Origin of the sequence: Streptomyces sp. NPDC058646 (assembly GCF_042716875.1) — a bacterium.
Lineage (GTDB): Bacteria > Actinomycetota > Actinomycetes > Streptomycetales > Streptomycetaceae > Streptomyces.
Window position 1 is genome coordinate 86,003 of record NZ_JBHXRK010000017.1, and the last position, 20,459, is coordinate 106,461.

The 20,459-nt window shown below is 71.7% G+C and carries 20 protein-coding genes; 3 read left to right on the top strand and 17 right to left on the bottom strand.

The annotated features are described in order from the left end of the window. Positions 1–111: 111 nt before the first annotated feature. Together hisS and ACFWUZ_RS21490 are read right to left on the bottom strand one after the other, a co-directional pair. The gene (gene hisS, locus ACFWUZ_RS21485; RefSeq protein ID WP_384375045.1) at positions 112–1,374 is read right to left on the bottom strand and encodes a histidine--tRNA ligase; all 1,263 of its coding nucleotides are present in this window, start codon (positions 1,372–1,374) and stop codon (positions 112–114) included. Between the two features lie 10 nt (positions 1,375–1,384). After that, positions 1,385–2,098: an MBL fold metallo-hydrolase gene (locus ACFWUZ_RS21490; protein WP_384375048.1), complete on the bottom strand. Its 714-nt coding sequence runs from the start codon at positions 2,096–2,098 to the stop codon at positions 1,385–1,387. 153 nt (positions 2,099–2,251) lie between these two features. On the opposite strand from ACFWUZ_RS21490, the gene ACFWUZ_RS21495 reads away from it, so the two are divergent. Together ACFWUZ_RS21495 and ACFWUZ_RS21500 are read left to right on the top strand one after the other, a co-directional pair. Then, complete coding sequence (locus tag ACFWUZ_RS21495) at positions 2,252–3,034, top strand: peptidylprolyl isomerase (RefSeq protein ID WP_384375051.1); 783 nt, start codon at positions 2,252–2,254, stop codon at positions 3,032–3,034. A 193-nt stretch (positions 3,035–3,227) separates the two neighbouring features. Continuing rightward, on the top strand, positions 3,228–4,457 hold the full coding sequence (locus ACFWUZ_RS21500; RefSeq protein WP_384375054.1) for a DUF349 domain-containing protein: 1,230 nt from the start codon (positions 3,228–3,230) through the stop codon (positions 4,455–4,457). Positions 4,458–4,549: 92 nt separating this feature from the next. Here the strand turns inward: ACFWUZ_RS21500 and ACFWUZ_RS21505 are convergent, their stop codons facing one another. The 12 genes from ACFWUZ_RS21505 to ACFWUZ_RS21560 all read right to left on the bottom strand — a co-directional run bounded on the left by ACFWUZ_RS21505 (position 4,550) and on the right by ACFWUZ_RS21560 (position 17,143). Further along, positions 4,550–6,973 carry a RelA/SpoT family protein gene (locus ACFWUZ_RS21505; RefSeq protein WP_384375057.1) on the bottom strand — a complete coding sequence of 808 codons (2,424 nt, stop codon included), beginning with the start codon at positions 6,971–6,973 and terminating at the stop codon, positions 4,550–4,552. 228 nt (positions 6,974–7,201) lie between these two features. Continuing rightward, entirely contained in the window at positions 7,202–7,756 is a 555-nt protein-coding gene (locus ACFWUZ_RS21510; protein ID WP_384375060.1) for an adenine phosphoribosyltransferase, read from the bottom strand. Next, positions 7,753–8,820, bottom strand: coding sequence for a protein translocase subunit SecF (secF, locus tag ACFWUZ_RS21515; protein WP_384375063.1), 1,068 nt, complete (start codon positions 8,818–8,820; stop codon positions 7,753–7,755). The genes ACFWUZ_RS21510 and secF overlap by 4 nt, the downstream gene beginning before the upstream one ends. Before the next feature lie 3 nt (positions 8,821–8,823). Then, on the bottom strand, positions 8,824–10,605 hold the full coding sequence (gene secD / locus ACFWUZ_RS21520; RefSeq protein ID WP_384375067.1) for a protein translocase subunit SecD: 1,782 nt from the start codon (positions 10,603–10,605) through the stop codon (positions 8,824–8,826). Positions 10,606–10,756: 151 nt separating this feature from the next. After that, positions 10,757–11,236 (bottom strand): preprotein translocase subunit YajC, encoded by a 480-nt coding sequence (gene yajC / locus ACFWUZ_RS21525; protein ID WP_384375070.1) that lies wholly within the window; start codon positions 11,234–11,236, stop codon positions 10,757–10,759. A gap of 165 nt (positions 11,237–11,401) precedes the next feature. Next, entirely contained in the window at positions 11,402–12,475 is a 1,074-nt protein-coding gene (gene ruvB, locus ACFWUZ_RS21530; RefSeq protein WP_384375073.1) for a Holliday junction branch migration DNA helicase RuvB, read from the bottom strand. Between the two features lie 365 nt (positions 12,476–12,840). Beyond that, entirely contained in the window at positions 12,841–13,473 is a 633-nt protein-coding gene (ruvA, locus tag ACFWUZ_RS21535) for a Holliday junction branch migration protein RuvA (protein ID WP_384375077.1), read from the bottom strand. Beyond that, a complete protein-coding gene (gene ruvC / locus ACFWUZ_RS21540) occupies positions 13,470–14,000 on the bottom strand; it encodes a crossover junction endodeoxyribonuclease RuvC (RefSeq protein ID WP_384375080.1) in 531 nt (176 codons plus the stop codon). The genes ruvA and ruvC overlap by 4 nt, the downstream gene beginning before the upstream one ends. A 128-nt stretch (positions 14,001–14,128) precedes the next feature. Continuing rightward, positions 14,129–14,881, bottom strand: a complete 753-nt coding sequence (locus tag ACFWUZ_RS21545; protein WP_384375083.1) for a YebC/PmpR family DNA-binding transcriptional regulator — start codon at positions 14,879–14,881, stop codon at positions 14,129–14,131. Between the two features lie 57 nt (positions 14,882–14,938). Continuing rightward, positions 14,939–15,529, bottom strand: coding sequence for a pyridoxal 5'-phosphate synthase glutaminase subunit PdxT (pdxT, locus tag ACFWUZ_RS21550; RefSeq protein WP_384375086.1), 591 nt, complete (start codon positions 15,527–15,529; stop codon positions 14,939–14,941). A gap of 8 nt (positions 15,530–15,537) precedes the next feature. Continuing rightward, positions 15,538–16,455: a pyridoxal 5'-phosphate synthase lyase subunit PdxS gene (gene pdxS, locus ACFWUZ_RS21555; RefSeq protein WP_215018835.1), complete on the bottom strand. Its 918-nt coding sequence runs from the start codon at positions 16,453–16,455 to the stop codon at positions 15,538–15,540. Positions 16,456–16,600: 145 nt separating this feature from the next. Beyond that, on the bottom strand, positions 16,601–17,143 hold the full coding sequence (locus ACFWUZ_RS21560) for a hypothetical protein (protein ID WP_384375090.1): 543 nt from the start codon (positions 17,141–17,143) through the stop codon (positions 16,601–16,603). A gap of 101 nt (positions 17,144–17,244) precedes the next feature. Here ACFWUZ_RS21560 and ACFWUZ_RS21565 point away from each other — a divergent pair, with 101 nt between their 5' ends. Then, on the top strand, positions 17,245–17,754 hold the full coding sequence (locus tag ACFWUZ_RS21565; RefSeq protein WP_384375092.1) for a hypothetical protein: 510 nt from the start codon (positions 17,245–17,247) through the stop codon (positions 17,752–17,754). On the opposite strand, the gene ACFWUZ_RS21570 is transcribed toward ACFWUZ_RS21565, so the two are convergent. From ACFWUZ_RS21570 to pgsA, 3 genes are read right to left on the bottom strand one after another with little or no spacing between them, the layout of a single operon-like run. Beyond that, complete coding sequence (locus tag ACFWUZ_RS21570; protein WP_384375095.1) at positions 17,664–18,827, bottom strand: glycosyltransferase family 4 protein; 1,164 nt, start codon at positions 18,825–18,827, stop codon at positions 17,664–17,666. The genes ACFWUZ_RS21565 and ACFWUZ_RS21570 overlap by 91 nt on opposite strands. Then, on the bottom strand, positions 18,827–19,738 hold the full coding sequence (locus tag ACFWUZ_RS21575; RefSeq protein ID WP_384375098.1) for a phosphatidylinositol mannoside acyltransferase: 912 nt from the start codon (positions 19,736–19,738) through the stop codon (positions 18,827–18,829). Before ACFWUZ_RS21575 ends, ACFWUZ_RS21570 begins: the two co-directional genes overlap by 1 nt. Then, a complete protein-coding gene (gene pgsA, locus ACFWUZ_RS21580; protein WP_384375102.1) occupies positions 19,738–20,403 on the bottom strand; it encodes a phosphatidylinositol phosphate synthase in 666 nt (221 codons plus the stop codon). Before pgsA ends, ACFWUZ_RS21575 begins: the two co-directional genes overlap by 1 nt. Between the last annotated feature and the right edge of the window lie 56 nt (positions 20,404–20,459).

Sequence of the window (20,459 nt, forward strand, 5' to 3'; positions counted from 1 at the left end):
GGCCCCCGCACCGGCGGACCCCCGGGAGCGGGCGGGAACGCGAAGGGCGGGGCCGGGTCCGCACGGCGGAATCCCCCGGCCCCGCCCTCGCGGCGGTGCGCTCCTGGCCGGTCAGGCCAGGCGCGCCCGGACGGTGTCGACGAGGTCGGCCGCCGCCACGGCGGTCTGCTCCCCGGACTCCATGTCCTTCAGCTGGACGACGCCCTCGGCGAGGTCGCGCTCGCCGGCGACGACCGTGAAGCGCGCCCCCGAGCGGTTGGCGTCCTTCATGGCCCCCTTGAGGCCCTTGCCGCCGTACGAGAAGTCCGCCGCGACCCCGGCCCGGCGCAGCTCGGTGACCTTCCCGAAGAGCACCCGGCGGGCCTCCTCGCCCAGCGCCACCGCGAAGACGGACGTCGCTGCGGGGAGGTCCAGCTGCACGCCCTCCGCCTCCAGGGCCAGGACCGTGCGGTCCACGCCGAGCGCCCAGCCCACGGACGGCAGGGCCGGTCCGCCGATCATCTCGGACAGGCCGTCGTAGCGGCCGCCGCCGCCCACCGCGGACTGGGAGCCCAGACCGTCGTGGACGAACTCGAAGGTGGTCCGCGTGTAGTAGTCGAGCCCGCGGACCAGCTTCTCGTCGTCCTCGAAGGCGACCCCGGCCGCCGTCACCAGCGCCCGCACCTCCTCGTGGTACGCCTTGCAGGCGTCGCAGAGGTGGTCCCGCAGCAGGGGCGCGCCGACGAGCTGCTTCTGGACGGACTCGCGCTTGTCGTCGAGGACGCGCAGCGGGTTGATCTCGGCCCGGCGGACGGTCTCCTCGTCGAGGTCCAGTCCGCGCAGGAAGGACTGGAGCGCCTCCCGGTAGACGGGCCGGCACTCCTTGTCGCCCAGCGAGTTCAGCAGGATCCGGAAGGTGCGCAGGCCGAGCGAGCGGTACGCCTGGTCGGCCAGGATGATCAGTTCGGCGTCCAGCGCCGGGTCCTCGGCCCCGATGGCCTCGGCACCGACCTGGGAGAAGTGGCGGTAGCGGCCCGCCTGGGCGCGCTCGTAGCGGTAGTACGAGCCGGAGTACCAGAGCTTGACGGGCAGCAGGCCGGCCTTGTGCAGGTTGCCCTGGAGCGCGGCGCGCAGCACGGACGCGGTGCCCTCGGGGCGCAGGGCCAGCTGGTCGCCGCCCTTGGTGGTGAGGGTGTACATCTCCTTGGTCACGATGTCGGTGGACTCACCGACGCCGCGCGAGAACAGCTCGACGTTCTCGAAGCCCGGGGTCTCGACGTACCCGTAGCCGGAGTTCTTCAGAGGTGCGGCGATCGCCTCGCGCACCGCGAGGAAGGTCGCGGACCGGGGGGGCAGCAGGTCGTACGTGCCCTTGGGGGCCTGAAAAGTACTCACGAAACTCTCGTCACATTCCTCGTCGTGGAGCGGCTGTCGGGTCCGCTGCCAGGCCGGCGGCGACCTCCCGCAGGTACGGGTTGGTCGCGCGCTCCCGGCCGATGGTGGTCTGGGGACCGTGGCCGGACAGCACCACGGTCGAGTCGTCGAGCGGCAGGCACACGCGGGCCAGCGACTCGAGCATCTCGGCGTGGGAGCCGCCCGGCAGGTCGGTGCGTCCGATGGAGCCGGCGAAGAGCAGGTCGCCCGAGAAGAACACCGGCGGGACGTCGGCCAGCTCGGGCATCCTGAAGGTCACCGACCCCTTCGTATGTCCCGGTGCGTGCGCCACGGAGAAGTCCATTCCGGCCAGTTCCAGGCCGGTGCCGTCGGTGAGTTCGCGGACGTCGTCCGGCTCCCCCACGGTCAGCTCGCCCATGAGCGGCATCCCGATGGAGCGGCCGAGGGCCTTCTCCGGGTCGCTCATCATGTAGCGGTCCTCGGGGTGGATCCAGGCCGGTACGTCGTGTGCTCCGCACACCGGGACCACGGAGGCCACATGATCGATGTGGCCATGGGTGAGCACGACCGCGACGGGCTTGAGCCGATGCTTCTTCAGCGTCTCCTCGACACCCTGGGCGGCCTGGTGGCCCGGGTCGATGATGACGCACTCCTCGCCTGCGGCGGGGGCGACCACGTAACAGTTGGTCCCCCAGGCCCCGGCGGGGAACCCGGCAATCAGCACGTTCGTCCTCAATCGTCGTCCGGCGGGAGGCTGCGGATCGGAATGCAGCTGCTCAGAGCCTACCGGCGCCGCTCATTACACAGCCAACCCATATACGGTACGGGCTAGCCCAGCCCGGACAGCGGTACCAGACACGCACAAGGAGACGACCCGGTGGTCACGAGCGATCAGCGGCGGCGACAGCTCGCCAGGGAGAAGTACGAGCGCCAGCAGAAGCGCCGGGCCGAGGCCCGGCAGAAGGCGCGCCGGCGTGCGGCGGTGATCGGTGCGGCGGTGGCCGTGGTGATCGCGGCGCTGGTGGGCCTGATCGTCGGCGGCGTCTTCGACTCGGACAAGAAGGACCAGGCGGCCGACCCGTCGGCGAGCCCGTCCGCCGAGCCCACGCCGAAGCAGTCCCCCTCGCCGGAGATGGCGATCGACCAGAAGGCGAAGTACACCTTCGCGCTGAAGACCAGCGCGGGCGACATCGACTTCGCGATGGACGCGGCGAAGACCCCGCAGACGGTGAACTCCTTCAAGTCGCTCGCCGACAAGGGGTACTTCGACAACACCAAGTGCCACCGGCTGACGGCCGGCGGGATCTTCGTGCTCCAGTGCGGCGACCCGGAGGGCACCGGCCGGGGCGGCCCCGGCTACACCATCCCGGACGAGAACCTGGACTCCCTCGGCAAGCCGAACGAGCAGGGGCAGGTGACGTACCCGGCGGGCACGGTGGCCATGGCCAACACCGGGCAGCCGGGCACGGGCGGCAGCCAGTTCTTCCTGGTCTACAAGGACAGCCCGCTGGCTCCGGGGTACACCCCGTTCGGCAAGATCGACCCGGCCGGCCTGAAGGTCCTGGAGGACATCGCCAGGGCCGGGACGGCCGACGGCGGCCAGGACGGGGCGCCGAAGGTCGAGGTGAAGATCGAGAAGGGCACCGTCACCCAGAGCTGACGGCCCGCGGCGGCCTGGAGCCGCGGCCGGCGTCCCCACCCCGCTGCGCCGATATTCCGTCGTGCGGGATGCGGACAGCCGGCCCGGCGGTCGCCTATGTTGGCGTTGTGCAGGGCGGGCGCTGCCCGCCCCAGGAAACTGTGGACGATGCCCGGGGGTGAACCCCTCACAGGCATCAGGTGGAGGAGGCGCTGTGAGCAGCGACCCGTGGGGCCGAGTCGACGAGACGGGCACCGTGTACGTGCGTACTGCCGATGGCGAGAAGGTCGTCGGTTCGTGGCAGGCGGGCACCCCTGAGGAGGCGCTGGCCTATTTCGAGCGCAAGTACGAGGGCCTGGTGGTCGAGATCGGCCTCCTCGAAAAGCGGGTGCGGACCACCGATCTGTCCGCCAAGGACGCGCAGACGGCGATCGACCACCTGCGGACGCAGGTCGACGAGCACCATGCCGTGGGCGACCTCGACGCGTTGCGCGTCCGGCTGGACAAGCTGGTGGCGACCGTCGAGTCCCGCCGCGAGGAGCGCAAGGCGCAGAAGGCCAAGCAGACGGACGAGGCCCGTGCGGCCAAGGACGCGCTGGTCGTCGAGGCCGAGCAGCTGGCCCAGAGCGACCAGTGGCGCAGCGCCGGCGAGCGGCTCCGCGCCCTGGTGGACATCTGGAAGGGTCTGCCGCGGCTGGACCGCAAGTCCGACGACGAGCTGTGGCACCGCTTCTCGCACGCCCGCTCCGCCTTCTCCAAGCGCCGCAAGGCGCACTTCGCCTCCCTCGACGCGCAGCGCGAGGACGCCCGCAAGGTCAAGGAGAAGCTGGTCGCGGAAGCGGAGTCGCTGTCGAAGTCGACCGACTGGGGTCCGACGGCCGCCCGCTACCGCGAGCTGATGGCGGACTGGAAGGCGGCGGGCCGGGCGCAGCGCGAGTCCGAGGACGACCTGTGGAACCGCTTCCGCGGTGCCCAGGACGTGTTCTTCGCGGCGCGCAGCGAGGTCTTCGCCGAGCGGGACGCCGAGCAGACGGAGAACCTGAAGGTGAAGGAGGAGCTGGCCGCCGAGGCCGAGAAGCTCGTCCCGATCACGGACCTGAAGGCGGCCCGTGCCGCGTTCCGCTCCCTCAACGAGCGCTGGGAGGCCGTCGGTCACGTGCCGCGGGACGCCCGGCCGAAGGTCGAGGGCCGGATGCACGCGGTGGAGCGGGCGATCCAGGAGGCCGAAGAGGGCGAGTGGCGTCGTACGAACCCGGAGGCGCGGGCCCGTGCGGCCGGTCTGACGGGGCAGCTGCAGGCGGCCGTGGACAAGCTGCGCGGCCAGATCGACGCGGCGCGCGCGGCGGGCAACAACGCCAAGGCCGACAAGCTGGCCCGTGAGCTGGAGGGCCGCCAGGCCCTGCTGGACCAGGCGCTGAAGGGCCTGGAGGAGTTCGGCGGCTGAGCCGGCTCCTGCGCCGGCCCCGGTCACGGGAAGGGCCCCGGTACGGATCTCCGTACCGGGGCCCTTCCCGTGCGTGTGCCTGCCGGGCGGAGCTAGGGCCTGCGGGCCGAGGTGACGCGGTAGACGTCGTAGACGCCCTCGACCCCCCGGACGGCCTTCAGGACGTGCCCCAGGTGCTTCGGGTCGCCCATCTCGAAGGTGAACCGCGAGGTGGCCACCCGGTCGCGGGAGGTCTGCACGGCCGCCGACAGGATGTTCACGTGCTGGTCCGACAGGACGCGGGTGACGTCCGACAGCAGGCGGGACCGGTCCAGGGCCTCGACCTGGATGGCGACCAGGAAGACGGAGGACTGGGTGGGTGCCCACTCGACCTCCAGCATCCGCTCGGGCTGCTGGGAGAGGGAGTCCACGTTGACGCAGTCCGCGCGGTGAACCGATACGCCACTGCCGCGCGTCACGAACCCGATGATCGGATCGCCCGGTACGGGGGTGCAGCAGCGGGCCAGCTTGACCCACACGTCGTCGACGCCCTTGACGACCACGCCGGGGTCGGCGTTGCCGCGCCGCTTGCTGCGGCCCCGGGCCGGCGGGATGGGCTCCTCGATGTCCTCGTTGGCCGCATCCTCGCCGCCGAGGGCCTGCACCAGCTTCTGCACGACGCCCTGAGCGGCCACGTGGCCCTCGCCGATCGCCGCGTACAGCGAGGAGATGTCGGGGTAGCGCATCTCGTGGGCGAGGGTGACGAGGGAGTCGCCGGTCAGGATGCGCTGGATCGGCAGGTTCTGCTTGCGCATGGCCCGCGCGATGGCGTCCTTGCCGTGCTCGATGGCTTCGTCGCGGCGCTCCTTGGAGAACCAGCCGCGGATCTTGTTGCGGGCCCGCGGGGACTTGACGAAGCCCAGCCAGTCGCGGGAGGGACCGGCGCCCTCGGCCTTGGAGGTGAAGACCTCGACCAGGTCGCCGTTGTCGAGCGTGGACTCCAGCGGCACCAGTCGGCCGTTGACCCTGGCCCCTATGGTCCGGTGACCGACCTCCGTGTGGACGGCGTACGCGAAGTCCACGGGGGTGGCGCCGGCGGGCAGCGCTATGACGTCGCCCTTGGGCGTGAAGACGAAGACCTCGTTGCGGGAGAGGTCGAAGCGCAGCGAGTCGAGGAACTCGCCGGGGTCCTCGGTCTCCTTCTGCCAGTCGAGCAGCTGGCGCAGCCAGGCCATGTCGTTGACCGTGTCCTGCCCGGCGCTGCCCTTGGCGGCCTGCGGGACGTCGGTGCGGACCTTGGAGGTGCCGGCGACGGTCTGCTGCTTGTACTTCCAGTGCGCGGCGATGCCGTACTCGGCGCGGCGGTGCATGTCGAAGGTGCGGATCTGCAGTTCGACCGGCTTGCCGCTGGGCCCGATGACCGTCGTGTGGAGCGACTGGTACATGTTGAACTTGGGCATCGCGATGTAGTCCTTGAACCGGCCGGGTACCGGGTTCCACCGCGCGTGCACGGTGCCGAGGGCGGCGTAGCAGTCGCGGACCGTGTCGACGAGGACGCGGATGCCCACCAGGTCGTAGATCTCCGCGAAATCGCGGCCGCGGACGATCATCTTCTGGTAGACGCTGTAGTAGTGCTTCGGCCGGCCCGTCACGGTGGCCTTGATCCGAGCGGCCCTGAGGTCGACCATCACCTCGTCCGTGACGACGGCGAGGTACTCGTCCCGCTTGGGCGCCCGCTCGGCGACGAGCCGCACGATCTCGTCGTACATCTTGGGGTAGAGGATCGCGAAGGCGAGGTCCTCCAGCTCCCATTTGATCGTGTTCATGCCGAGGCGGTGGGCCAGCGGCGCGTAGATCTCGAGGGTCTCGCGGGCCTTCTTCTCCTGCTTCTCCCGCTTGAGGTAGCGCATGGTGCGCATGTTGTGCAGGCGGTCGGCGAGCTTGATCACCAGGACGCGGGGGTCCTTGGCCATCGCGACGACCATCTTGCGGACGGTCTCGGCCTGGGCGGCCTCGCCGAACTTGACCCGGTCGAGCTTGGTGACGCCGTCGACGAGCAGGGCCACTGCGTCGCCGAAGTCCCGGCGCAGGTCTTCGAGCCCGTACTCGGTGTCCTCGACGGTGTCGTGCAGCAGTCCGGCCATGAGGGTGGCCGGGTCCATGCCCAGTTCGGCGAGGATCGTGGTCACCGCGAGCGGGTGGGTGATGTACGGGTCGCCGCTCTTGCGCTTCTGGCCGCGGTGCCAGCGCTCGGCGACCTGGTAGGCCTGTTCGAGCTGGCGCAGGGTGGCCGTCTCGATCTTCGGGTCGTTGCTGCGGACTATCCGGAGCAGCGGTTCCAGCACCGGGTTGTACGGGTTGGACCGCTGGACGCCGAGGCGGGCGAGCCGGGCGCGTACCCGGTTGGAGGACCCGGCCGACTTCGCCGGCGCGGGCTTGACCGGCGGAGCCGGCGGGGGCGTGGCGGCGGGCGCCGCGGCCGGCTCGGCCTGCGGGTCGGGCTGCGCGGCGGAGATTGGCTGGACCTCGTCTGGCAAGAGCGCTCCTCACGGGGGTCCCCCAGAAGGGGTCTGGGGGAGGATCCGGTGCCCGTGTCCGGTCCGGACAACCCATCGTAGCGAGGGTTCGGCCAGCCCGTTCGCCGAGCCTCCGTCCGGTGCGCGTCCGCCGCCGGGGTGCGGTGCCGGCCCCCGGCAGCGGCGCGGCACGCAGAAGCGGCGGGCACCCGGGCGAACCCGGACACCCGCCGCTCGGCGCAGCAGGGGTCAGACGACGATCAGCGCGTCCAGCGGAGCCGCGCCCAGCGCGGCGGCCAGCGCGGCCCGGCCGGGAAGGAAGGACAGCTCCATCAGGACCGCCACCCCGGCGACCTCCGCGCCGGCCCGCCGGATCAGCTCCAGCGAAGCCCCCGCGGTGCCGCCGGTGGCCAGGACGTCGTCGATGACCATGACGCGGTCACCGGCCGACAGGTCCTCCGCGTGGACCTCGATCTCCGCCGTCCCGTACTCCAGCTCGTAGGACTGGGCGAGCGTCGCACCCGGCAGCTTCCCGGCCTTGCGCACCGGTACGAAGCCGATCCCGGCCTGCACGGCGACCGGGGCCGCGAGGATGAACCCCCGCGCCTCCAGCCCGACGATCTTCGTCGCGCCGTACCGCCCGGCCAGTTCCACCAGCGCGTCCGTCAGGGCCGCGAAGGCCTTGGGGTCCGCCAGCAGCGGGGTGATGTCCTTGAACATCACGCCCGGCTCCGGGTAGTCGGGCACGTCCTTGATCCGGCTGAGCAGCAGCCCGCGGACGTCCTCGGACAGTGGCGCGGTCACCGGCGCCGCCCGGCCCGGCCCTGGGGCACGGCCTGCGGGGCCTCGCCGTCGTCGGAAGCGGTCTCGTACTCCTCGTCCGGGTTCTCGCCCTTCGCCGTGGCGGCGGCCCGCTTGGCGAGCACCCGCTTCTTCAGCGCCTTCATCGCCGGCTCGCGCTCCTTCAGGTCCACGACCAGCGGGGTCGCGATGAAGATCGAGGAGTACGCACCGGCCGCGAGGCCGACGAACAGCGACAGCGAGATGTCGTTGAGCATGCCCGCGCCGAGGAAGCCGCCGCCGATGAACAGCAGGGCCGCGACCGGGAGCAGCGCCACGACCGTCGTGTTGATCGAACGGACCAGGGTGCCGTTGATGCTGCGGTTGGCGATCTCGCTGTACGTCCAGCGGGTCTGCTTCGTGATGTCCTTCGAGCCCTCCTTCAGACCGTCGAAGACGACGACGGTGTCGTAGAGGGAGTAACCGAGGATGGTCAGCAGACCGATCACGGTGCCCGGCGTGACCTCGAAGCCGACCAGCGCGTACACGCCGACGGTGATGGTGAGGTCGTGGATCAGGGCGATCAGGGCCGCGACCGCCATGCGCCACTCGAAGGCGATGGCGAGGTAGATCACCACGAGGATCATGAAGACGCCGAGGCCGGTCCAGGCCTTGTTCGCGATCTGGGAGCCCCAGCTGGGGCCGACCAGGTCCGCGTTGATGTCGGCCTCGGTGACCTTGAGGTCCGTGGCGAGCTGCTTCTTCACGTCGGTGGCCGCGGCGGTGTCCAGACCGGAGATCTGGAGTCGCAGGCCGCCGGTGCCGAGCTCCTGGACGATCGCGTCGTGGCCGGAGGCCTTCTCCGCGTGCTCCGTCGCGTCGGCGACGGAGACGGCCGTCTTCGGCGTGGTGAAGACGGCACCGCCCTTGAACTCGATGCCCATGTTGAGGCCCTGAACGGCCAGGGCCACGATCGCCGTGATGGTGATCAGGATGGAAACGCCGTACCAGAGAAAGCGCTTGCCGACGAAGTCGTAGCCGACCTCACCGCGGTACAGCTTGGCGCCGAGATCTCCCAGCTTCGACATCTCTCACGCCTCCTTTGCGTCGACGGGGGCGGGGGCGGCACCGGTACGACGGGACCGGCGCAGCGGCGGCTTGGCGCCGAGCCGCTTGGGGTCCAGCCCGGACCACGGGTGTCCGCTGGAGAAGAACTTCGTGCGCGCCAGCAGCGTCATGACGGGCTTGGTGAACAGGAACACCACGACCACGTCGAGCAGGGTGGTCAGACCCAGCGTGAAGGCGAAGCCCTGGACCTTGCCCACGGTGACGATGAAGAGCACCGCCGCGGCCAGGAAGGACACGAAGTCCGAGACCAGGATGGTGCGCCGGGCACGGGGCCAGGCCCGCTCGACGGCCGGACGCAGGGTGCGGCCCTCGCGGATCTCGTCACGGATGCGTTCGAAGTACACGATGAACGAGTCCGCCGTGATGCCGATCGCGACGATCGCACCGCAGACGGCGGGCAGGTTCAGCGCGAAGCCGATGCCCTTCCCGAGCAGCGCCATGATCGTGTAGGTGAGGATCGCGGACACCAGGAGGCTGATGATCGCGATGAACGCCAGACCGCGGTAGTACACCAGCAGGTAGATCACCACGAGGAGCAGGCCGATGGCTCCGGCGATCAGGCCGGCCCGCAGCTGCTCACCGCCGAGCGCGGCGGTGACGGTGGTGACGCTGTCCTCCTGGAAGGACAGCGGCAGGGCGCCGTACGAGAGCATGTTGCCCAGGTCCTGCGCGGACTGCTGGGTGAAGCCGCCGGAGATCTGGGCGTTGCCGCCCGTGATCGCGGTGCTGACGGACGGGTCCGAGACGACCGACCCGTCCAGCACGATCGCGAACTGGTTCTGCGGCATCTGCTTCGCGGCCAGCTCGCCGGTGACCTTGGCGAAGGCGTCGCTGCCCCGGTCGTTGAAGTCCATGGTGACGATCCACTGACCGGACTGCTGGTCGATGACGCCCTTGGCGCTCTTCACGTCCTTGCCCTCGACGGCGGCCGGACCGAGCACCCACTTGCCCCAGGCGTCGCCGCGCTGGCCGCAGGCGAGCGTCGGCTCCTCGGGCTTGACGCCCTTGCCGACGGCGGTGCGCTGCGCCTCGTCCGTGCAGTCGAGCGCGGCGAACCTCGCCTGGAGGTCGGCGGCAGCGGCGTCGCCCGACGGGGTCGGGGTCGGGGTGGGCGCCTTGTCGTCTGCCTTCTTCGACTCGCTCGCCGAGGGCGAGGGAGTGGGGGTGCCCGGGGCCTTGAGGGCCTCACTCAGTGCACGGCCCTGGGAAGTGGCGCTGGACGACGGGGTGGCCTTGTCGGGGGAAGGGCTGGACTTGCCGTCCTGTGCCTTCGGAGCACCGGAACCGCTCGCCGAGGGGCTCGGGCTCCCCGAGGCCTCGGGGGTGGCCGGGGCGCCGTCCGCGAAGGCGATGACCGGGCGGAAGTAGAGCTGGGCGGTGGTGCCGACCTGCTCGCGCGCCTGCTTCTCGTTCATCCCCTTGGGGATGTTCACGATGATGTGGTCGCGGCCCTGGGTCTGGACCTCGGCCTCCGACACGCCGAGACCGTTGACGCGGCGCTCGATGATGCCGACCGCCGTGTTCATGTTGGTCTCGTTGATCGCGTCCGGCTTGCCGGGCTCGCTCTTGGCCTTGAGCGTGATGCTCGTGCCGCCGGCGAGGTCGATGCCCAGCCGGGGAGTCGTCTGCTTGGAGAGGAACATCCCCGCGGTGAGCGCCACCATCGCGATCAGGATGATCGCCAGGGCGCGCCCCGGCCTCCCCTGAGCCCCCGTGGGCCGCCGGCCCTTCTTCGGTGCTGCCACCTTGTCGTTTCTCCCTGTCCAACCGCCCCGCGCCGGGTCAGCGCGCGGACGGCCACGAAATGTGTGGTGGGGACCCCTGCCCCCCGCAGAAGTGTCACGGGCGGGGACCGCGGCCGCCGCCGGTCAGGCGCCTCCGCGGTCCCGGCCGGCGCTACTTGGCGCCGGCCTCGCCGTCGCCCTTGCCGTCCTTGGGCTCGCCGGCGGAGCCGTCCGTGCCGGGGGCGTCCTTCTTGCCCAGGTCGAGCTTCGGGGACTCGTCCCCGTCCTTGGCGAGGTCCGTCTTCGGGGCCTCGGTCAGGGAGGACGCGTCGTCCGGGACGACCGGCGTGTCGGTCGGCGCGTCGTCACCGATGCCGTGGACGATGCGGTTGTACTCCGCGTCCTCGAGGACGGCGCCGATGGCGTTCTTCGCGTAGATCGCGTGGACGCCCGGGGCCACCTCAAGGGTGACGGTGTCGTCGCCGAGCTCCTTCACCGTGGCGTACATGCCGCCGATGGTGCGGACTCCGGTGCCGGGAGTCATCTGGTCGCGCATCTGCGCGGCCGCCTGCTGCTTCTTCTTCGCGGAACGGGTCATCAGGAACATCGCCCCGATGAGCACGATGAACGGGAGGAGTGTCACGAGATTCACGGGACGGAGATCCTTCGCACGACCGCACGGGAGACGGCCTTTTTCTACGGGGGGTGGGCACGCCGACCCGAAGGGTCGGCATCGGCGGAGTCTAGGCGAGTCCGCACCGATGGAACAACGCCCAGCATGGCACCGCAGTTCCGGGCCGGTCGAACCTCCGCGCCGTCAGGCCCCGAACAAGCCCTGTTGTCCGCTTGATCCGTTCCCCCCGTGCTGCGGCGGTACGAGGCCCAGGTGGGCCCATGCCGCTGGTGTCGCCACCCGCCCCCGGGGCGTCCGCGCGAGCAGGCCCTCGCGGACCAGGAAGGGCTCCGCGACCTCTTCCACCGTCTCCCGCTCCTCGCCGACGGCCACGGCGAGGGTCGACAGGCCCACGGGTCCGCCGCCGAACAGCTTGAGCAGTGCCTCCAGCACGGCCCGGTCCAGCCGGTCGAGGCCCCGCCCGTCCACCTCGTACACCTGGAGGGCGGTGCCGGCGACCTCGCGGTTGATCACGCCGTCGGCGCGGACCTGGGCGTAGTCGCGGACGCGGCGCAGCAGCCGGTTGGCGATGCGCGGGGTGCCGCGGGAGCGGCCGGCGATCTCGGCGGCCCCGGCGGTGTCGATCTCCACGTCGAGGAGGCGGGCGGAGCGGTGGATGACGCGCTCCAGCTCCTCGGGGGCGTAGAACTCCATGTGCCCGGTGAAGCCGAAGCGGTCGCGCAGCGGCGGGGGCAGCAGTCCTGCCCTGGTGGTGGCCCCGACCAGGGTGAAGGGGGGCAGTTCCAGCGGGATCGCGGTGGCGCCGGGACCCTTGCCGACGATCACGTCGACCCGGAAGTCCTCCATGGCCATGTAGAGCATCTCCTCGGCGGGCCGGGACATGCGGTGGATCTCGTCGAGGAAGAGGACCTCGCCCTCCTGGAGGGAGGAGAGGATGGCGGCGAGGTCGCCGGCGTGCTGGATCGCGGGGCCGGAGGTGATGCGGATGGGTGCGCCCATCTCGGCCGCGATGATCATCGACAGCGTGGTCTTGCCGAGGCCGGGCGCGCCGGAGAGCAGGACGTGGTCCGCGGTGGCGCCGCGCTGGCGGGCCGCCTTGAGGACGAGGTCCAGCTGCTGGCGGACCTTCTCCTGGCCGACGAACTCGCCGAGGTCCTTGGGGCGCAGCGCCGCCTCCACGGCGGTGTCCTCCCCGTCGGCGGCGGCAGCGACGATGCGTGCCTCTTCCTCGGCGGTGGTGTCGTCGTCCCAGTTCACGGTGTCAGTCTGCCTTCTCGGTGGTGGTGCGGGTGGATCGGTCCCCTGCGGGTGCGTCTCCCGGGCGCCGCCCGGACCCGCGCCCCGGACGCCTGTGCGGCCGGGACCGCCCGGCGTCGAGCGGGCCGCACCGTCCGGATCCGGCCCCACGGACGATGGCCGCGCGGAATCCGGCGCGCAGCCCGCTCCCTCGGCCGCACCGGCGATCGCGGCCGGGGTCCGGGGCGGAGCTGTGGTCCTTCAGCGCTGCGGGCGGTGTGCGGCGCGGCGGCCGGGCCGGACCGCCCGCGGGGTGGTTCCGGCGCCTGCCACGGCCGAGGAGCGGGGGTCCGGGGCGGGCTCCGGGCCACGGCGCCGCGCGGGCGTCACCGGGCACGGTTCAGGGACTGGAGGGCGGCCCGCAGGAGCTGCGGGACGGGGGCCGAGCCGCCGGCGGCGAGGGCGGCCTCGGCCTGCGGGGTCACCGCCGAGACCGCGTCCTCGGCCTCCCGCGCGGCGTAGCCCAGGCCGATCAGGGCCGCCGCGAGCTGCTCGGTCCACGGCGCGGGCCCGGTGGCGACGGCCCGCTGCGCCCCGACGAGGCCGCTCGCACCCAGCGGGGCCCCCAGCTTGTCCTTCAGCTCCAGCAGCAGCTTCTGCGCGCCCTTCTTCCCGATGCCCGGCACGGCCGTCAGTGCCTTCTCGTCCCCGGTGGACACCGCCAGGCGCAGCGCGTCCGGGCTGTGCACCCCGAGCATGGCCTGTGCCAGCCGGGGACCGACCCCGCTCGCCGTCTGGAGCAGCTCGAAGACCTGCCGCTCGTCGTCGTCGGCGAAGCCGTACAGGGTCAGCGAGTCCTCCCGTACGACCAGGGAGGTCGCCAGCCGGGCGGGCTCGCCGATCCGGAGGCCTGACACGGTGTTCGGCGTGCAGTGCACGGCCATGCCCACTCCCCCGACCTCGATCACGGCCAGGGTGGGGGCGAGCGCGGCGACCGGGCCGCTGACGAAGGCGATCATCGGGTACGGCCTTTCGAGGCGTGCAGGGCGACCGCCTGCTGGAGGCGGTTCTGGGCGGGGGCCCGCCAGATGTGGCAGATGGCGAGGGCGAGGGCGTCGGCGGCGTCGGCGGGCCTGGGCGGCTCGCTCAGCCGCAGCAGCCGGGTCACCATGGCCCCGATCTGCGCCTTGTCGGCCCGGCCGCTGCCGGTGACGGCGGCCTTGACCTCGCTGGGGGTGTGCAGGGCGACCGGCAGTCCGCGCCGGGCCGCGCACAGCATCGCGACGGCGCTCGCCTGGGCGGTGCCCATCACGGTGCTGACGTTGTGCTGGCTGAACACCCGCTCCACGGCGACGACTTCGGGCCGGTGCAGGTCGAGCCATTCCTCGATGCCCTGCTCGATGGCGACGAGGCGGTGTCCCAACTCGGCGTCCGCGGGCGTGCGTACGACTCCCACGCCGAGCATGGTCAGGGGACGCCCCGCGACCCCCTCGACGACGCCGACGCCGCACCGGGTCAGCCCCGGGTCCACGCCGAGAACGCGCACGGCCGCCCCCCTTCATCGCTCACCTGTCCGTGTCCGTGCAGGCTATAGGGCGCCACTGACAAAGGGACGGGCCGACGGGGTGTGTCCCGTCGGCCCGTCCGGAGCAGCAGCCCTCGGTCGAAGGGGGCTCAGGCGTCGACCTTCTCCATGACCTCGTCCGAGACGTCGAAGTTGGCGAAGACGTTCTGCACGTCGTCGCTGTCCTCGAGCGCGTCGATCAGCTTGAAGATCTTGCGCGCGCCCTCTTCGTCCAGCTCGACCTGCATGGTCGGCAGGAAGTTGGAGTCGGCCGAGTCGTAGTCGATGCCCGCCTCCTGGAGCGCGGTGCGGACCGCGACCATGTCGGTGGCCTCGCTGATGATCTCGAAGCTGTCCCCGAGGTCGTTGACCTCTTCGGCGCCCGCCTCGAGCACCGTCTCCAGGACGTCGTCCTCGGAGAGTTCCCCCTTGGGCAGGATGACGACGCCCTTGCGGTTGAACAGGTACGAGACCGAGCCCGGGTCCGCCATGGAGCCGCCGTTGCGGGTCATGGCGACGCGGACGTCGGAGGCGGCACGGTTGCGGTTGTCGGTGAGGCACTCGATGAGCACCGCGACGCCGTTCGGGCCGTAACCCTCGTACATGATCGTCTCGTAGTCGGCGCCGCCGGCCTCCAGGCCGCCGCCGCGCTTGACCGCGGAGTCGATGTTCTTGTTCGGGACCGAACTCTTCTTGGCCTTCTGCACGGCGTCGAAGAGCGTCGGGTTGCCGTCGATGTCGGCGCCGCCCATACGGGCCGCGACCTCGATGTTCTTGATCAGCTTCGCGAAGAGCTTGCCGCGCTTGGCATCGATCACGGCCTTCTTGTGCTTCGTCGTAGCCCATTTAGAGTGGCCGGACATCCGCCTGTCTCCTTCGCGTAACCAACAGTGTTCGTCTCCGATCCTACCGGGACCCGCTCACAGCCCCGCGCGCACCATGTCGACGAAGTACGCGTGGACGCGGTCGTCGCCGGTCAGCTCGGGGTGGAAGGAGGTGGCGAGGACGTTGCCCTGGCGCACGGCGACCGTGTGGCCGTCGTACGTGGCGAGCACCTCGGCGGCGGCGCCGACGGACTCCACCCAGGGGGCGCGGATGAAGACGCCCTCGACGGGGCCGCCCTCGATGCCCGCGAACTCGACCTTCGCCTCGAAGGACTCGTTCTGGCGGCCGAAGGCGTTGCGGCGGACGATCATGTCGACGCCGCCGAGCGTCTCCTGGTCCTCACGGCCGTCGAGCAGCTTGTCGGCCAGCATGATCATGCCGGCGCAGGTGCCGTACACGGGCATGCCGGCCCGGACGCGCTCGCGCAGCGGCTCCAGCATGCCGAACAGCACGGCGAGCTTCGACATGGTCGTCGACTCGCCGCCGGGGATCACCAGGGCGTCGACCTCGGCGAGCTCTTCGGGGCGCCGGACCGGCCTGGCCACGGCGTCCGCCGCGGCCAGGGCGATCAGGTGCTCCCGTACGTCGCCCTGCAGGGCCAGGACACCGATCACGGGGGTGGTCATGGCGACGACTACCAGCCGCGGTTGGCGTAGCGCTCGGCCTCGGGCAGGGTGTCGCAGTTGATGCCGACCATGGCCTCGCCCAGGTTGCGGGAGGCGTCCGCGATGATCTTCGGGTCGTCGTAGAAGGTGGTGGCCTTCACAATGGCGGCGGCGCGCTTGGCCGGGTCGCCGGACTTGAAGATGCCGGAGCCCACGAAGACGCCCTCGGCGCCGAGCTGGCGCATCAGCGCGGCGTCGGCCGGGGTGGCGACGCCACCGGCGGAGAACAGCACCACGGGGAGCTTGCCGAGCTCGGCGACCTCCTTGACCAGCTCGTACGGGGCGCGCAGCTCCTTGGCTGCGGCGTACAGCTCGTTGTTGTCGAAGCCGCGCAGCTTGGCGATCTCGTTCTTGATCTGGCGCAGGTGGCGGACGGCCTCGACGACGTTGCCGGTGCCGGCCTCGCCCTTGGAGCGGATCATGGCCGCGCCCTCGGCGATGCGGCGCAGGGCCTCGCCCAGGTTGGTGGCGCCACAGACGAAGGGGGTGGTGAACGCCCACTTGTCGGAGTGGTTGACCTCGTCGGCCGGGGTCAGGACCTCGGACTCGTCGATGTAGTCGACGCCGAGGGACTGCAGGACCTGGGCCTCGACGAAGTGGCCGATGCGGGACTTGGCCATGACCGGGATCGAGACGGCCTCGATGATCTCTTCGATCATGTTCGGGTCGGACATGCGGGCGACCCCGCCGTCCTTGCGGATGTCGGCCGGAACCCGCTCCAGGGCCATGACGGCCACGGCGCCGGCGTCCTCGGCGATCTTCGCCTGCTCGGCGTTGACCACGTCCATGATCACGCCGCCCTTGAGCTGCTCGGCCATACCGCGCTTGACGCGCGAGGTGCCGATGGCCGACTCGGCGGACTGGGGGGAGGTGGGAAGCGTGCTCACGGATGACCTCACTCGAAGGAACGCGGAAGGAAGACGGTTCTACTCCGCTGAGGAAACCCCACCGACCAGTCCACAGCAAGGGCCAATGTGGAGCCGGTGGCTCCTTCACTTGTCCCCCGCGGCACTGGACTCCCCCGCGCCCCGGCTAGACGGGCCGTTCCGCGAGATCCGCCGGAGGCTCGTCGTCCATTTCGAAGGCGAGGGGGAAGGGGGCGTGTCCGGCGAGCCGGAACCAGCGCACCTTGCGGTGCCGGCGCAGGGCGCGGGCGGCCCGTACGGCGTCGTTGTGGAAGCGCCGCGCCATGGGCACCCGGCGGACGGCCGCGGCCAGCTCCTCGGTGGCCTCCGCCCCGCCCGGGGCCGCCTTGAGCACCTCGACCTGGTCGGCGTCGGCGAAGACGGCCCGCAGGGCCTGGCTCAGCTCGCTCTCGGCCACCTCCCGGTGCTCCTCCTCGGCCTGCCGGGCCGCGTGCGCGGCCTCGTACAGCACGAGGGAGGAGGCGGGGTCGAGCACCCCGGAGGTGGCGACCTCCAGGACCACGGAGGCCCGCCGCACGAGCTGCGCGTCGAGCGCGGCCCGGGCCGCGTCCATGCGCGAGTGCAGCCGGTCGAGACGGCCGGCGCTCCAGCTGAGGTAGACCCCGATGACTCCGAGAGCCAGGGCGATCCAGACAAGGGTTTCGATCACGCTGCGCGACCCTACCGCTCCGCGGCGGCCGGGCCCCCATCGCCCCTGGCACCCGTCCCGCCCGCTCCCCCGGGCTGCGTGATCCACATCTTTGGGCGGACATGGACTTCACGCGTCACCGCGGAGCGGCGGCCCTGGTGCTGCTGACGGTGGGGATCGCGTTCGCCGCCGCGGCAGGGCTGCACGCCGGCGACCAGGGCGGTCCGGTCCTGCTGGTCCGGCTCGGCGGGTACGTCGTCCTGCTGGGGTGGCTCGCCCTGTCCGCGCGGGTCGGGGCGGTCCTGCTGTGGCCGGCCGGATCCCCGCTGCGCCTGCCCCGGGTCGCCGCGCTGCTCGTCCCCGGTGTCCCGCTGCTGCTCCTCGCCGGCTTCGTCTGCGCGTGTTCGGCGGCGCCGCGCAGGAGGAGGGTTCCGGGACGGCGCCCGGCGGCGGCGACCGCCGGCTGGTCGTGGAGCGGGACAGCGGCTCCTTCGGTCCCGTCCGGCTCGTCCGCGTCCACCAGGGCTGACGGTCCCGCGGGTCAGGAGTCCCGGGAGAAGCCCAGGCGGGTGCGGAGCGGGACGCGTTCGTCGGCGGCGACCGCCGCAGCGCCGTCCGTGACCGTCTCGTAGACGGCGAGGATGTCCGCGCCGACCGTCGACCAGTCGAAGCGGCGCACGTGCGCCGAGCCGCGCGCGCTCAGCTCCGCCCGCCGGGCCGGGTCCCGCAGCAGGCCGATGGCCGCTGCCGCGAGCGCGTCGGAGTCCTCGTTCGCGAAGAGCTCCCCGGCCCCTCCCTGGTCCAGCACCTGCGCGAAGGCGTCCAGGTCGGAGGCCAGTACCGCCGCGCCCGCCGACAGGGCCTCGACGAGGATGATGCCGAAGCTCTCGCCGCCGGTGTTGGGGGCCACGTACACGTCCACGCTGCGCAGCAGCCGCGCCTTGTCCTCGTCCGAGACCATGCCGAGGAACTCGACCCGGGAGCGGAGTCCGGCCGGGAGGGAGGCCACCGCCTCCTCCTCGTCACCGCGGCCCGCGACCAGCAGCCGTACCCCGGGGCAGGCCTCCACGATCTTCGGGAAGGCCGCCATCAGGACCGGCAGGCCCTTGCGCGGCTCGTCGATGCGGCCGATGAAGCCGAGCGTCTGCCCGGACCAGTCGGGGTGGGGGTCGGCCTTGGCGAAGAAGTCCACGTCGACCCCGTTGGGGATGACCACCGCGTCCCCGCCGAGGTGCTCGACCAGGGTGCGGCGCGCGTACTCGCTCACCGCGATCCGGGCGCTGATCTTCTCCAGCGCCGGCTGGAGGATCGGGTACGCCGCGATCATCGCCCGCGAGCGCGGGTTCGAGGTGTGGAAGGTGGCCACGATCGGCCCCTGCGCCGCCCAGCAGGACAGCAGCCCCAGCGAGGGCGAGGCGGGCTCGTGGATGTGGATCACGTCGAAGGTGCCGTCGTGCAGCCAGCGCCGTACCCGGGCCGCCGAGAGGAAACCGAAGTTCAGCCGGGCCACCGAGCCGTTGTAGGGCACCGGCACCGCCCGCCCCGCCGAGATCACGTACGGCGGCAGCGGGGTCTCGTCGTCCGCCGGGGCCAGCACCGACACCTCGTGGCCGAGGCGGATCAGGTGCTCGGCCAGGTCGCGGATGTGGAACTGGACGCCGCCGGGCACGTCCCACGAGTACGGACACACGATGCCGATCTTCACTACGGGCGCTCCCCCTGGTCGGTCAGGTCGTCCAGCCACAGCCGCTGCAGCATGTGCCAGTCCTCCGGGTGCCGGGCGATGCCCCAGGCGAACGCGTCAGCGAGCGCCTGGGTCATGACCGTGCTCTTCTCGGTCCGGGTGCCCGTCTTCGGCACTTCCACCTCGGGGTGGATCCGGCCGTACAGCTTCGGCGTGTCCCCGTAGTAGAGGGTCGCCGGGAGCAGGACCGCCCCCGTCTGCTGGGCGAGCAGCGCCGGGCCCGCCGGCATGCGCGCGGTGGCGCCGAAGAAGTCCACCTCGACCCCGGAGGCCGACAGGTCCCGGTCCGCCACCAGGCAGACCAGGCCGCCCGAGCGGAGCCGGCGGGCGAGGGTGCCGAAGGCGGCACCCCCGCTGTGCGGCAGGACCTCCATGCCGAGGCTCTCGCGGTAGGCGACGAAGCGGTCGTAGAGGCTCTCGGGCTTGAGCCGCTCGGCGACCGTGGTGAACGGCACGCCGATGTGGCCGGTGGCCCAGGCCCCGGCGAGGTCCCAGTTGGCCAGGTGCGGCAGGGCGACGACGACCCCGCGGCCGGAGGCGAGGGCCTCCCGCAGGATGTGGTCGTCCTGCATCTCGACGTCGGAGCCGAACCGGCGCGGGTCCATGGTCGGCAGCCGGAACGACTCCATCCAGTACCGCATGTACGAGCGCATGCCCGCCTGCGACAGTTCGCGCAGCCGCTCCGGGCCGGCGTCCGGCACCACCCGGGCCAGGTTGGACTCCAGCCGCAGCACGCTCTTGCCGCGCCGCTTCCACGCGAAGTCCGCGATCCGGCGGCCGAGGGCCACCGCCGCGGGTTCGGGGAGCTTCTTGACGCCGGCCCAGCCGAGCCCGTAGAGCCCGTCGACCAGCTTGTCCTGTGCGGTGCCCATCAGGCGGCACCCCCCTCTGCGGCGGCCGCGGCGGCGTCCGCCTCGGCCGACTCGCGGCGTACGGTGACCACCCGCTGGATCAGCGTGACCAGCGAGCCGACGGCCACGATCCACAGGGCGACCGGCAGGAGCACCCCGATCCAGGACGGCACCCCGAAGGTCTGCAGCCCGGACAGGCCGGCCGCGACCAGCGAGATCACCAGTCGCTCGGCCCGCTCGATGAGCCCGTTGACGGCCACCGGCAGCCCGATCGACTCGCCGCGCGCCTTGGTGTAGGAGACCACCTGGCCGCTGGCCAGGCAGAAGATCGCCACCGCGCAGAGCACGTTGTCGTTCCCGGAACCGGCGTACCAGAGCGCGAGTCCCCCGAAGATCGCCGCATCGGCCACCCGGTCGAGGGTGGAGTCGAGGAAGGCGCCCCACCGGCTGGAGACGCCGGCCTGGCGGGCCATGTTCCCGTCCACCAGGTCGGAGAAGACGAAGAGGGTGATGGCGATCGTGCCCCAGAAGAACTCTCCCCGGGGGAAGAAGACCAGCGCTCCCGCCACCACTCCGGCCGTGCCGATCAGCGTGACCGCGTCCGGACTCACCCCCCGACGGAGCAGAAATGCGGCGAACGGCGTGAGGACACGCGTGAAGAATGCACGCGCGTACTTGTTCAGCATGGCCTTCCCGGAGGGTCGCTGGGCCGCACGGCCACCACGGCCACCGGCTGGCCCAT